The organism is Christiangramia sp. 3-2217-3z (assembly GCF_051195275.1).
Lineage (GTDB): Bacteria > Bacteroidota > Bacteroidia > Flavobacteriales > Flavobacteriaceae > Christiangramia > Christiangramia marina.
This window is the reverse complement of the sequence record NZ_JBNJLI010000004.1, coordinates 256,168-269,812: the sequence shown is the minus strand read 5'-3', so window position 1 is coordinate 269,812 and position 13,645 is coordinate 256,168. Positions and strand designations below refer to the sequence as shown.

Below are 13,645 nucleotides of genomic sequence, written 5' to 3'. Positions count from 1 at the left end.
AAATAAAAAACCAAAACAACAATGAAAACGAATATCTTAACGGCTGCGGCTGTGTCATTTCTAACCATGACGACGTTCGCACAGAAGGACCAGGTTAAAAATGCGGAAGACGCTATTGAAGACAAGAATTTTACTGAAGCTAAGGCTCAGCTAAAAGTTGCTGAAGCAAATCTTTCCGAATTGAATGACAAATGGCAGGAGAGATTTTACCTATATAAAGGTAAAGCTTATTCTTCAGGAAATCCTTCAAATGAAGATGTGCAAACAGCGGCTATGGCCTACGCTAAAGCGGCAGAACTTGGAAACGAGGATGCTTCCGCAGCACTTACTAAAATGAAGAATGATCTTATTAACTCTGCAATTGAAGACCAGGGGAAAGAAGATTATAAGTCAGCAGCAGATAAATTATACACAAGCTACCAAATGAGTAAGCAGGATACTGTATATCTGTATTATGCTGCTAACAATTTAGTGAATGCTCAGGAATATGGTAAGGCTGTGGAATATCTTGAAGAACTAAGTGATCTTGGTTATGACGGTTCTGGTAAATCTTTTACTGCGGTAAATATCGAAACCGGGGAAAAAGAGAACATGGGTTCTAAGGAACAGATGGATCTTATGGTGAAGTCAGGACAATACAAAGATCCTAAAGTAGAACCAATTCCTTCTAAAAAAGGAGAAATTGCATCTTTAGTTGCCAGAATATATATTAATCAGGAAGATTACCCCAAAGCTATTGCTTCTATCGATGCGGCAAAAGCTGCAAACCCGAATGATGTAGATCTATTACTTTCAGAAGCGAATATGTACTACCAGATGGGTGAAAAGGAGAAAGCAATTTCTATCCTGGAAAAAGCTGGAAACATGGACAAATCCAATCCGGGTGTATATAACAACATTGGGTTGATGTATGCTGAAATTGAGAATACTGAAAAGGCGGTAGAAAGTTATAAGACGGCTCTAGAGATCGATTCAGAATATAATGAAGCAAGAATCAATATGGTTGCTGCTATGTTAGGTGAAGAGAGAGCACTTATCGATGAGATGAACAATCTTGGAATGAGCAAAAAAGACAATGCTCGTTATGATGAACTTGACGCTCAGAGAAAAGACCTATACAAAAAGGTTTTACCATACCTAGAGAAAGCGATGGAAGTAGATCCAGAGAATAAGGAAATCGTAAAAACTGCGATGAACTTATATACTAATCTTGATCAACAAGAAAAAGCTGATGCTTTAAAGGACAGGTTATAATCCGTACAACTAATAAAAAAACCCGCTGAAATTTCAGCGGGTTTTTTTATTTCTTTAAAAGAGAAAATTTATGCAATTAAATGATCTTTTTGATCACACGTAGTTTGTGGGTATGCTTTTGAAGTTCAGTATTAAAAATTCCTGAATGATCTATCCTGTCTATACGAACTTTTCCATCTACATGAATGATATAGTTGTCCTGCATCATCATACCCACATGGTTAATAACACCATCCTGATCATCGAAAAATGCCAGATCTCCGGGTTCACTCTCTTCAATAAAACTAAGAGCTTCACCTTGTTTAGCCTGTGAAGCAGCTTCCCTGTCCAGTTTATATCCATTAATTCTATACACGGCCTGCGTAAACCCTGCTGCATCTATACCGAATGGTGTTCTGCCACCAGAAGTTTGAGGTGTATTAATGTATAAGCTGGCTGTTATTATAAGATCTGACTTTGTACGCCCGGAAGCATTGTCGTACTCTCCTTCGAATTTATGATTCAGCTGGTCTGAAAATCTAACTGAACTACCCAAAACTATGGGCATAAGCAAACCTTTTTCATCTGTAATAAATTCGATAAGGTCTGAGGATAATTGAAGAGTCTGACCATCTAGATTTTGATAGTCAGATTCTTCGATCATTCTATATTGCTTATTATCAATCCAGGCTTCGAAGCTGTCATGAGAATTTCTAATCTTGCTATAGTGTGCTCTTCTTTCCAAAACCTTGAAGTGTTCACCGTACAAGATTTGAGAAACCATTTCACCTTCTTCAGATGATAAATTTCTAAGCGGAACAATACTTAAATGGCAAATACCATATTGCATCTACAAAAAATTGACTTATGAATGACGTTCTATAACCATTGCTGATGCACCACCGCCACCATTACAGATTGCCGCAGCACCAATTTTTCCATTATTTTGTTCCAGTACGTTTAGTAACGTGATTAAAATACGAACTCCACTACATCCAAGTGGATGTCCTAGAGATACAGCACCACCGTTAACGTTTGTGTTCTTGTCTGATAATCCTAATATCTTCATATTAGCAAGTCCTACAACGGCAAATGCTTCGTTAAATTCAAAGAAATCAACATCATCAAGGCTAATTCCAGCCTTTTCAATAGCTTTAGGTAAAGCTTTAGATGGAGCAGTAGTAAACCATTTTGGTTCTGTAGCAGCATCAGCGAAACTTTTAATCGTTGCTAGAGGTTTTAAACCAAGTTCATCAGCTTTTTCGCGACTCATCAAAACTACGGCGCCAGCACCATCATTAATGGTAGATGCGTTTGCAGCGGTTACTGTTCCATCTTTAGAAAAAGCAGGTCGCAGAGAAGAGATCTTGTCCATTCGAACATTTTTAAATTCTTCGTCTTCTTTTACGATCACAGGATCACCTTTTCTTTGAGGAACTTCTACCGGTACTACTTCATTATCAAATTTCCCGTCTTTCCAGGCTTGGGCAGATCTTTCATAAGATTTTCTAGCAAAATCATCCTGATCTTCGCGTGAGAAATTATGTTCAGAAGCACATAAGTCGGCGCAAACACCCATAGCATTATGATCGTAGGCGTCTACTAAACCATCTTTTTGCATTCCGTCTTCCAAAGTCGCAGGTCCAAATTTCTTCCCATTTCTCATGTGAACATAGTGAGGGATCAAACTCATGTTTTCCATTCCACCGGCAACAACAATATCGTTATCGCCAAGCATGATAGATTGAGCTGCCTGCATTACTGTTTTCATACCGCTGGCACATACTTTGTTCACTGTGGTACATGGCACAGAATCAGGAATTCCGGCACCAAGTGATGCCTGTCTCGCAGGTGCCTGACCATTACCCGCCTGTACAACGTTACCCATCAAAACTTCCTGAACCATTTCAGGTTTTAGATCGATTTTATCAAGCGCACCTTTAATGGCTATAGAACCTAATTTAGTTGCGGGAATGCTGGATAAGCTACCAAGAAAACTACCTATTGGAGTCCTCGCAGCGCTTACTATAACTACTTCTTTATTCATATGTTTAAATCTAATTATTTCGAGTGTTGCGAAGTTAGTGATTTTATAAGGAATTTAATAACCTAAGCTTAATGAGCCCTATTTTTACTACATTTGAGCATTACCTCAATATATATGAGCGATTTCGTAAACAGGCTTTACAAGAATCAGGCACTTTTTTATAAAGTTTTCCTATTCATACTTACTTCAGTTTTGATCGTTTACCTACTGCCAAAAGGAGGTAAATTCAAATACGATATTCCGAAGGGGAAACCGTGGCAGTATGAGAATTTATACGCGCCGTTCGATTTTGCCATTCTAAAAACTGATGAGGAGATTTCCGCAGAACAACAGGATATACAGAAGGCCCATATCCCTTACTATAATTTTGATGCTGAAAAAGAGGAGCGAATAAAAAATGATGCTCTTCAGGAGGTTAATAATGTCTTTGCAGACACTACTTTAAGGGTCTACGAAACCATTGTCGATAATTTTGTTCAGAAAACGGTAAGTAAAATCTACCAGTTCGGACTTCTTCAGGAAAGTGAAAGATTAGAGCCTGATCAGCTGGTATATTTATTAAAAGGTAATGAAGCTTCAGAAGTTGAATATAGCCGAATTCTGAAACAGGGCCAGATTCGCAGTTTTCTTAGCGAGGAGATTAGCAGTCCAGGATTTAGTTCTTTTAAAACCGAATTGCTAGAGGTTTTCTTTAACTCCATAGAGCCCAATGTAACTTTTAATAATGAGTTAACCCAGAAAGAGCTTCAGAGTAAGCTGAATAATATCAGTTACACTCGTGGAGTCATTGAGCAGGGAAGCAGAATCATAGCAAAGGGAGAAGTAGTTGAAGGAAATAAATACCATATATTGAGATCCCTGAAAGCTGAGTATGAATCACAGGTTTGGAGCCAGACGAATTATAACTGGATCATCGTTGGTTACAGTACACTAGTAGCGCTGGCTTTGCTTATGTTGCTATTATTCATGCGTAAGTATCGCACCAGTATTTTTGAAAATAATGTGAAGGTAACTTTCATATTTTTCAACATCATCTTTATGGTAATGCTAACCACCCTGGTCATAAATTTCGATATCAACTACGTCTATGTCGTGCCATTGTGTATCCTTCCGCTTACCCTAAAAGCCTTCTTTGATGCAAGACTTGGGTTGTTCACTCACGTAATAACAGTGCTCCTCATAGGATTTATAGTTCCAAACAGCTATGAGTATATGTTTTTGCAAATCATAGCGGGTATTGTAACGATCTTAACCATTAGTGAACTTTATAAAAGAGCGAACCTGTTCATATCAGTAGGGCAGATCACGCTGGTTTATATTATTGCTTACTTCGCATTTACGATCATTCAGGAAGGAACAGTCGATGATATTAGTGCTGAAGTCTTTCTTACTTTTCTACTTGGTGGGCTGGCAACCTTATTCGTTCAGCCTCTTATCTATGTATATGAAAAAATCTTTGGAATGGTTTCAGATATGTCATTATTGGAACTTTCAGATACTAATTCAAAGTTACTGAAACAACTTGCTGAAAAAGCACCAGGGACATTTCATCATAGTTTAAATGTAGCGAACCTTGCCGAAGCTGCTGCAAATGAAATTCAGGCAAATGCAATGCTGGTGAGGGTAGGAGCACTATACCATGATATTGGTAAAATGCACAATCCAACATACTTCACAGAAAATCAAACTACATCGGTCAATTCACATGATGAGCTTTCACCTAGAGAAAGTGCACAAATTATCATTGAGCATGTGATTAAAGGTATTGAGATCGCAAAAAAGAACAATTTACCGGATAGGGTGATCGATTTTATTCGAACTCATCATGGAACCAGCACCGTTTACTATTTTTATAAAAAGGAAATGGAAAGTAACGATAATACTGCTCCTGATGATTTTAAATATCCTGGCCCAATACCTTTTAGTAAGGAAACTGCCATTCTCATGATGTGCGACAGTGTAGAAGCTGCGAGTAAAAGTTTGAAGGAGCCAACTGCTGTTCTAATTGATAGCTTTGTTGAAAAGATAATCGATAAGCAAATGGATGAAGGTCAGTTTTTAAATTCCAACATTACATTTAAGGAAATTCAGACCATAAAAAAGATCCTGAAACGGAAGTTGAAAAACATCTACCATCTCAGGATCGAATACCCGGAATAAAAGGATTTTAATGAACTTCTTTTATTTCCTGTTCTTTGCCATTGAATGAAAATTTATCACCAGCTTTTTTACCTTTCATCTCACTAAAAATTGGAGCATCTGTACTAATTGCATATACTGATGTTCCATCCTCCAGATCAATTTTACCTAAAGCGGCAGATATAAAGTAATAGTTATCATTGGTTTCTATAACACTCCCAAAATCAACTGCTTCCGTATAATGGTTTCTGTCTATTTTGCTTAATTTTTCTTTCATTTTCCTTGAGTTGTCAAGGTATTCAGCATACTTTTCAAAGTCACCAAGCAATTGTCCTTTACTATCGTCCTCATCATAATCTGTATGAGCATCATTGTTCTCCATGGACTGCTTGATCTGGTCCATTTCATTTTGATATTTATCGATCTGTCTATTAACGGTATCGAGACATTTGTTGAATAATTCTGTTTTATTAGCTACCATTTTATTTTATTTCTAGATTGGAATTAAAATTAATTAAGCTAAAAGTCATAGCCGAGCAATTAGGAAATATTTAATAGGATTTGGAGGAAATAAGTCTATTTGCTTATAATATTACTATATTAGTCTTTATACTTAATCTTTATACTTTAAATGATGTTTGCAGTTATAACCGCCGACTTGCTAAATTCCACTAAATATTCAGCGGAATTACTTACTGAGGTTCTGGACATTATCAATGCAGAAATCGAGGGAATTGAAATGAAGTATAAGAATTCTAAATTTGAATTGTATAGAGGTGATAGTATACAAGGTGTATTAGAACCTGTATTTTCATTCCGAAGTGCTTTAAGAATCAAAACAGCGGTTAATAAATTACGATCCCAAGAAGCTATTCATTCTAATTCCTATCGTATTGAGGCTGATCTTAGAATTTCGATAGGTATTGGAAAAATAGAGTTTAAAAGAGATTCGATCATGGAATCAAACGGGGAAGCTTTTCAATTCTCTGGTCGTACTCTTGACGATATGAAGAAGACGGGTAGGAAAATGACGTTAACAACCGGAATTAATGAGATTAACAATGAATTTGATAATGCATTTTTGCTATTTGATACCATCACAGATAAATGGAGTAGTGCTTCAGCAGAAGTTATCTATTATCTGCTAAAGGAAATGAAAGAAACGGAGATTGCAGATGCATTGGGGATTAGTCAGTCAGCTGTTAATCAGCGTAAAAAGGCTGCCGGATGGGATGCTATCTTGAGTTTGATGGAGCGATATGAACAAGTTATGAAACAACATTTTATAGATGGAGAATAGTATTTTGGTTCTTTTACAATTGTTACTGGCACATGTAGTAACCGATTTTGTTCTACAGCCTACGAAATGGGTGGAGCATAAAAGACGAAAAAAAGGCAGATCCCGATTCCTTTACTTACATTCGATCGTAGCGGGAATTCTAACTTTTATATTCCTGGCAGATCCTGAACTCTGGTATATCGCAATATTTATAGGTGTTACTCACTTTATTGTAGACCTTTGGAAATTACAGTCAGGAAAAGACACTTTAAAAATGTTTGTGCTGGATCAGCTACTTCATTTAATAGCTATCATTTTTGCGTGGCTTTATCTCACAGATAATTTTAAAAATGTGATCTTGTTTTTACAGGAAATGATCAATTCCTCTTCGATCCTTGCAGTCATTATGGGATATTTAATGGTGATCTTCCCTTCAGGATTTTTAATTGGCAAAGCTACAAGTCGCTGGCAAACAGAAGTGAAAGATGATCTACAGAAAAATAGTCTCGATGCCGCTGGCCGTTATATTGGGATTTTTGAAAGAATTCTTGTGCTTACATTTATTCTAACCGATAATTTTTCAGCAATTGGGTTCCTGATAGCCGCAAAATCGATTCTTAGGTTTAGCGATAAGGCTGAAACCGGAGCAAGGAAACAGACCGAATACGTTCTGGTAGGAACGCTTATGAGTTTTACCATCACAGTTATTGTAGGCTTCCTAGTACGCTACGTCATGTTTTTCTAGTAATTGAATATTACTCTGTAATCTTTCGCGAACAATATTCATCATTCGCTTATTTAATGCAGAACTATTGAGGATATAAGTGTCATACTCTTCAATAGTAAACTGTCCGATGATCGCACCTTTTAAACTGTTTCTGAATTTTATATCCTTCTGAATTGCAGTTTCGATGTAAATCAATCTGCGATCCAGTTTCAATTCGTAGAATTTGTTTTTGTGCTTCTTGATGTAATTTCTAAACATAGCCAGGATCAAATCATTCTGAAGTTTGGCTACAGGACGAATTGTTTCATTTTGAAAACGTTCCTCGTCACTCATATTATCAGTAATTCTGGCAGAAGGAATCTCGGGCCTGAGTTCCAGCAATTTTATGTCTCTAGGATTCATGACGTGTTGGTTTTATTAAATATAACCAATAGAGATATCTCAACCACTATGCCATCAGCTTAGTTGTAAACTGTTTATAAACAACTGCGAGTTAAATCTCTCTTAATCGAACTTGGGAGACACCTTCAAGTTCTTATATTTAAAATAAAAGCTAAATAAAATCATGATAGAATCTAAGAATCCATATACCGGTGAGTCCATTGAAAAATTTGAAGAACTTTCTAAAGAACAGATTGATGAAGTTTTAGATAACGCACAGCAACGATACAAACTCTGGAGAAAAACCACTATGAGCGAGCGTGCTGAATTTATGAATAATGCTGCGGAAGAGCTTAAAGCAAATAAAGAGGAATATGCTCGAGATATAACGCTTGAAATGGGTAAACCTATTTCTCAAAGTATTTCTGAAATTGAAAAATGTGCCTGGGTGTGTGAGTATTACGCCAAGCATGCAGAAGAACATCTTGCTGACAGGCTAATAGATACAGATGCACAAACCAGTTATGTAAGTTACGAACCTATTGGTGTAGTTCTGGCTGTTATGCCCTGGAACTATCCATTCTGGCAAGTCTTTAGATTTGCTGCGCCCGCCCTAATGGCTGGCAATATAGGGGTTCTTAAACATGCCAGCAATGTCATGCGTTCTGCGAATAATATTCAAAAAGTATTTGAGAGAGCTGGTTTCCCTAAATATTGCTTTCAGAATATGACGGTAGGAAGCGACAAGATCGATGATGTTATAAAAGATAAAAGAATAAAGGCAGTTACTCTCACAGGTTCTAAGCCTGCCGGGTCTGCAGTAGCTTCTACAGCAGGTAGTGAGATAAAAAAATCTGTACTGGAATTAGGTGGTAGTAATGCGCTGGTAGTTTTCGAAAACGCAGATTTAGAGTCAGCGCTTGACACTTGTATTCAAGCAAGGTTTCAAAATACAGGACAAAGCTGTATTGCAGGAAAAAGACTTTTACTTCAGGAAAATATCGCCGAAGAGTTCACAAAGAAGTATGTTGAAAAAGTAAAGGAACTCAAAAGTGGAGATCCTATGCACAAGGATACGTTTATTGGAACAATGGCCAGAGTAGATCTTGCGGAAGATCTTGAAAAACAGATAAGAGCCTCTGTGGATGCCGGAGCGAAGATTCTCATTGGTGGTGAAAGAGATGGAGCTTATATGCAGCCTACGGTTCTGGATGGGGTAACTAAGGAGATGGCCATCTTCAAAGAGGAAACATTTGGACCAGCAATTGGTATCACCAGATTTAAAACTGCGGAAGAAGCTATTGAACTTGTAAATAGTTCAGATTTTGGCTTAGGAGTTTCAATTTTTACGGAAGATTTAGAATTTGCAAAAAATATAATTCCGGAATTTGAGGATGGAGCAGTTTTCGTCAATGAGCTTGTAAAAAGTGATCCTCGACTTCCATTTGGGGGAACCAAAATTTCAGGTTATGGTCGGGAACTTTCTTTAGACGGTATTCAGGAATTTGTAAATAAAAAAACAGTCTATATAAAATAAACTTTATGGCAGATAATAAGATAGCAGTAACAGTTGACAGCGTCGTATTCTGTAAGACAAACGATCAATTCAAGGTTTTATTAATTCAGCGTAAAAATGAGCCCTTTAAAGATCAATGGGCACTTCCTGGCGGATTTGTGGATGAAGGGGAGGAACTGGAAACTGCAGCAAAGAGAGAACTGAAAGAAGAGACCGGCGTAGTCGTTAGAAGTATGGAACAGGTACAGGCCTTTGGTAATCCGGGTCGTGATCCTAGGGGTCATACAATTTCAATAGCATTCTTAAGCAGGATCTTTTGCGAAGAAGATCTTTGTCCCTCAGATGACGCTCAGGATGCCAGATGGGTTGCTGTGGAAGATTTGCCTAAAATGGAACTGGCATTTGATCATGACGAGATCATTAATGCTGCACAGCAATTCTTATAATTTAATTTTATAAATCATTTTCTGAAGAATTTTTAAATTGATTTTATTTTTTTCAGAATATGCTAATTCTATTACAGACCCGTTATTTAGCGGGTCTTTTTAATTATCTTCAAAAATAAAAACATGAGATTTCATACCAGAAAATGGATTAAACCTGAAGATTTAAACCCTAACGGAACTTTATTTGGTGGCCGTTTGTTGGAATGGATAGACGAAGAATGTGCTTTATATAGTATAGTTCAACTGGAAAACCCTAAAACCGTTACTAAATATATGAGTGAGATAGACTTTCGTAGTTCTGCTCATCAGGGTGATATCGTGGAGATTGGGATCGAGGTAATTAAATTTGGAACCGCTTCTCTTACACTTCAGTGTGAAGTTCGAAATAAAATGACCAGAGAAACCATTATTACCGTAGATCGCATAGTTATGGTGGCGTTGGGAGACGATGGAAAACCCAAACCACATGGGAAGAATAAAATAGAATTTGTAAAAGACCGACTCAAATAACTAGTCGGTTTTTTCTTTTTTAGTAGCCACACCAACAGGAAAGTCTGTCTCGCCACCATATAACTTAATTTCCTGAATATCAGCAGGCAGGTAGTAGCCATTGTCTTCCAATGCCTCTTTTACCGCTCTTACAACATTTCCTTTTGTAATCATCGCCTGCATTCTGAAATCGGTAGTGTCCACCCAGAAAAACACTTTTAGATTTACCGTACTGGTGGCAAGTTCATCCTCGATAACAAAATTTTGATGTTCTACATCTTCAATGACGGTTGGCTCTTTTCGTAAGGCTTCCATCACTGTCTTTTTAGCACCATCAATATTATCTTCATAAGCAATCCCAATTACAAAGCTCCACCGAAAAAATCCGTCTTCAGTATAATTGGTCGCTGGTTTGGTTAATACATCACTGTTTGGGATATACACATCCTTTCCATCAAATGTTTTCAGCTTTGTGTATCTAAATTCTAGGGCTTTCACTTTTCCGAAGTTATTACCAATTTCTACAGTATCGTTTACATCAAATGGACGATTAAAGGCTAAAATTATTCCCGCGATAAAATTTTCACCAATATCTTTGAACGCAAAACCCAAAACAACAGCACTGGCTCCGGCTGCGGTAAGGATACCGGTAGCAACACCTCCAAGACCCGCAGCTTTCAAGGCAAGCATAACGGAGGTAATAATGATCAGGAACCTAATAGCCTTACCAAGAAACTTACTCATTAAAGGATCTGAAGTTCTGGCAGATATTCGTCTGGTGAAAAATCTTCCCAACCAGATGCCAATAAGCACACCTAAAACGATAATTACTAAACCGAGTCCAATACCAGGTAATTGATCAATTAAATTTTGATAAAATTGATTAAACGATCCTTCTATCGTTTCCAGCTCCTGTTTAGCCTGACTTTGCATGAGTTCCTTTTTCTATAAAAATAAATAATTTGAGGAGGTTAATATAACCTGAGAGAATTTTTGATTACTTGATCCATTTGGACCTTTCTCTGTATTTTCCTTCTCTTCTTCGGCAATTTGTTCTTTCGCTTTCTTGAGCTCATCTTCCGGAGCATCATCAGGCTTTTGCTCTTCTGCCAGCTCTGCTTGTAAAAATAGCTGGGCGTAAAATGGAAAATGATCAGATTTTACATCATCTCCTAAAGCGATCTTTTCTACTCTAAATTCTTCAGAAACAAATATATGATCCAGCGACCAGCGCATGATAAAACTATTGGCATTAAAAGTATTATAGAAACTACGTCCTTTTCTCACGTCCAGCAATTCACTAACAGTCTGAAACATACTTGTAGTTTGCGACCAGGCAACATCGTTAAAATCTCCTATCACTACAACAGGAATATCAGAATCCATAGCTTCAAGAGCAATTTTCATCATTTCAGCATCTCGATCTGAAGATGATGGATTATGTTGTGGCATTGGAGGAGTAGGGTGAATTGCGTGTAATTGAATTCTATCCCCGGATCGTAGTTCAATTTCAGTATGAATAGATGGAATACTATCATCCACGATGTATTTAACCTGAGAATTATTCAACTTAAATTTTGAATATAAAAGCATTCCGTATGTGTTATCAAGCGGCACTTCAACTTTATAAGGATAGTCGCTCCCAATACCAGATTTTAATGCATCTGCCCATTTAATGTCAGTTTCAGTAAAAACAGCTACATCGGGATTTAGTTTTTTCATCTCTTCGATCAGGATCGCCTTCTCTTTGTTCTTTTGAAGTACATTCGAGGTCAGCAACATCATTCCCGTTTGATCGTCAACCGCTTCAGTTGGCTGTCCAACATCATAAGGAATAAATGGTGTATAAGGTAAGATCTTTACAGACTGGTAGATAAAGCAACCTACCAGTATGATCATAAAAGCATAATCTCTCCAATTTGAAATTTTAAACCTTAAAAAGTAAGCGAAAATTGCCATTAATGTAAGCAACGTTAGCTGAATATGCGGATAATCGAACATTCTCACCCACCAAAAGTCTACAGCGACGATCGGAATTAAAGTGATTAGTACGGCAAGAATTCCGAAGCCCTGTAGAAAAGGTTTTAATTTCATTTTTGGTAATTAGTTAGTTTGATCTTTCTGAAAGAAAATTACGAATGTCATCACCTGATGGAGCTTCAAACAAATGAAGATCGAAATAAGGTATGGCAGCGATAAGATGATCAAAAATATCTGCGGAAATATACTCAAAATTTTCCCAGCGTTTATCTCTACTGAAACAGAGGATTTCCAAGGGTATTCCATTAGGTGTAGGAGCAAGATGTCTTACAATGAGATACATTTCTTTATGGATAGCTGAATGATCCTGCAAATATGAGTCTGCATATTTCCTGAAAATTCCCAGGTTTGTTTGATTCCTTCCGTTTATAAGTACACTCTTATCTATATTATTTGTCTCGTTATACTTGTCAATTTCTGATTGCCTGTTTTCCAGGTAAGGAGCTATCAGCTGAATCTTTTTCAGCTTAGCAATGTCTTCGGGTCCTAGAAATTTTACGGAATTCTGTTTAATAAAAACCGAACGTTTAATTCTTCTTCCTGGAGACTCCTGCATACCTCTCCAGTTCTGAAAGGAATCGGAAATTAGACTATAGGTTGGAATAGTGGTATAAGTATTGTCCCAGTTTTGTACCCGAACCGTTGCAAGATTAATTTCAGTTACTGTTCCATCTGCGCCAAATTTTTGAAATGTGATCCAGTCTCCAATTCTAACTATATCATTTACAGACACTTGTATAGAGGCGACTAAACCTAAGATTGTATCCTTAAAAATCAGTAAAATTACTGCGGAAGCGGCACCTAAGGATATTGCGAATCCAATTACAGATTTACCTGTAATGACCGAAAACATGAGCATTATACCAATTATCCAAAGAAAGATCATGATGATCTGGCTGAAACTTTCCAGGGGTTTGTCATTAAACTCAGACCTCGTTTTCAGATAATTTCTTGTAGAACGAAGCACACTACGACATATCCATACCACCAGAATGATAATATAGATCTTCATTGTATAAAAGAAGAATTCCAAGATCTTCGGAAAATCTATAAAAATTAAAGGGAATAACTCGTAGACTATATAGATAGGTACAAACCTCCCTATATATCTCGGGAAGTTACTTTTAATAAGAAAGTCGTCTATCGTGGTTTTTGTACGATTGGTAAATGCACTGATGGCCTCAATCACAAAATGTTTAACTACATAATTAACTGCAAACACGATAAACGTTAGTGCAACAATGTTGATCAACAGGTTTAAATACTGTGCCAGGACAGCATTCATTCCATACTCGAGGAATAGATCTTCGAAAAAACAAATAATATCGATCATGTTTTCCATTTTTAA

General features: G+C 37.1%; 14 protein-coding genes. 7 read left to right on the top strand and 7 right to left on the bottom strand.

All coding sequences use genetic code 11. The annotated features are described in order from the left end of the window. Window positions 1–21: 21 nt before the first annotated feature. Window positions 22–1,254 carry a tetratricopeptide repeat protein gene (locus ACSHZO_RS09450; protein WP_298247198.1) on the top strand — a complete coding sequence of 411 codons (1,233 nt, stop codon included), beginning with the start codon at window positions 22–24 and terminating at the stop codon, window positions 1,252–1,254. Between the two features lie 76 nt (window positions 1,255–1,330). On the opposite strand, the gene ACSHZO_RS09445 is transcribed toward ACSHZO_RS09450, so the two are convergent. Together ACSHZO_RS09445 and ACSHZO_RS09440 are read right to left on the bottom strand one after the other, a co-directional pair. Further along, window positions 1,331–2,083, bottom strand: a complete 753-nt coding sequence (locus tag ACSHZO_RS09445; protein ID WP_298247197.1) for an NlpC/P60 family protein — start codon at window positions 2,081–2,083, stop codon at window positions 1,331–1,333. Between the two features lie 15 nt (window positions 2,084–2,098). Beyond that, window positions 2,099–3,280, bottom strand: coding sequence for an acetyl-CoA C-acyltransferase (locus tag ACSHZO_RS09440; RefSeq protein WP_298247196.1), 1,182 nt, complete (start codon window positions 3,278–3,280; stop codon window positions 2,099–2,101). 114 nt (window positions 3,281–3,394) lie between these two features. Here ACSHZO_RS09440 and ACSHZO_RS09435 point away from each other — a divergent pair, with 114 nt between their 5' ends. Then, window positions 3,395–5,440 carry an HD family phosphohydrolase gene (locus ACSHZO_RS09435; protein WP_435066979.1) on the top strand — a complete coding sequence of 682 codons (2,046 nt, stop codon included), beginning with the start codon at window positions 3,395–3,397 and terminating at the stop codon, window positions 5,438–5,440. A gap of 7 nt (window positions 5,441–5,447) precedes the next feature. Here ACSHZO_RS09435 and ACSHZO_RS09430 read toward each other — a convergent pair whose 3' ends face one another. Then, window positions 5,448–5,900 (bottom strand): transcription elongation factor, encoded by a 453-nt coding sequence (locus tag ACSHZO_RS09430; RefSeq protein ID WP_298247194.1) that lies wholly within the window; start codon window positions 5,898–5,900, stop codon window positions 5,448–5,450. Between the two features lie 150 nt (window positions 5,901–6,050). On the opposite strand from ACSHZO_RS09430, the gene ACSHZO_RS09425 reads away from it, so the two are divergent. Continuing rightward, a complete protein-coding gene (locus ACSHZO_RS09425) occupies window positions 6,051–6,719 on the top strand; it encodes a hypothetical protein (protein WP_298247193.1) in 669 nt (222 codons plus the stop codon). Next, entirely contained in the window at window positions 6,709–7,443 is a 735-nt protein-coding gene (locus ACSHZO_RS09420; protein WP_295180786.1) for a DUF3307 domain-containing protein, read from the top strand. Before ACSHZO_RS09425 ends, ACSHZO_RS09420 begins: the two co-directional genes overlap by 11 nt. On the opposite strand, the gene ACSHZO_RS09415 is transcribed toward ACSHZO_RS09420, so the two are convergent. Beyond that, window positions 7,417–7,827, bottom strand: coding sequence for a glyoxalase (locus ACSHZO_RS09415; RefSeq protein ID WP_298247192.1), 411 nt, complete (start codon window positions 7,825–7,827; stop codon window positions 7,417–7,419). The genes ACSHZO_RS09420 and ACSHZO_RS09415 overlap by 27 nt on opposite strands. A 163-nt stretch (window positions 7,828–7,990) precedes the next feature. On the opposite strand from ACSHZO_RS09415, the gene ACSHZO_RS09410 reads away from it, so the two are divergent. From ACSHZO_RS09410 to ACSHZO_RS09400, 3 genes are all read left to right on the top strand, one after another. Next, entirely contained in the window at window positions 7,991–9,343 is a 1,353-nt protein-coding gene (locus ACSHZO_RS09410) for an NAD-dependent succinate-semialdehyde dehydrogenase (RefSeq protein WP_298247191.1), read from the top strand. Window positions 9,344–9,348: 5 nt separating this feature from the next. Then, the gene (locus ACSHZO_RS09405) at window positions 9,349–9,768 is read left to right on the top strand and encodes an NUDIX hydrolase (protein ID WP_298247190.1); all 420 of its coding nucleotides are present in this window, start codon (window positions 9,349–9,351) and stop codon (window positions 9,766–9,768) included. Window positions 9,769–9,891: 123 nt separating this feature from the next. Continuing rightward, window positions 9,892–10,278 carry an acyl-CoA thioesterase gene (locus ACSHZO_RS09400; RefSeq protein WP_141877801.1) on the top strand — a complete coding sequence of 129 codons (387 nt, stop codon included), beginning with the start codon at window positions 9,892–9,894 and terminating at the stop codon, window positions 10,276–10,278. Here the strand turns inward: ACSHZO_RS09400 and ACSHZO_RS09395 are convergent, their stop codons facing one another. Genes ACSHZO_RS09395 through ACSHZO_RS09385 form a run of 3 tightly spaced genes read right to left on the bottom strand, consistent with a single transcriptional unit; the run spans window position 10,279 to window position 13,639 of the window. Next, window positions 10,279–11,190 (bottom strand): mechanosensitive ion channel family protein, encoded by a 912-nt coding sequence (locus ACSHZO_RS09395; RefSeq protein ID WP_298247189.1) that lies wholly within the window; start codon window positions 11,188–11,190, stop codon window positions 10,279–10,281. A gap of 12 nt (window positions 11,191–11,202) precedes the next feature. Continuing rightward, the gene (locus ACSHZO_RS09390; RefSeq protein ID WP_298247188.1) at window positions 11,203–12,351 is read right to left on the bottom strand and encodes an endonuclease/exonuclease/phosphatase family protein; all 1,149 of its coding nucleotides are present in this window, start codon (window positions 12,349–12,351) and stop codon (window positions 11,203–11,205) included. 13 nt (window positions 12,352–12,364) lie between these two features. Further along, window positions 12,365–13,639 (bottom strand): mechanosensitive ion channel family protein, encoded by a 1,275-nt coding sequence (locus ACSHZO_RS09385; protein WP_298247187.1) that lies wholly within the window; start codon window positions 13,637–13,639, stop codon window positions 12,365–12,367. Between the last annotated feature and the right edge of the window lie 6 nt (window positions 13,640–13,645).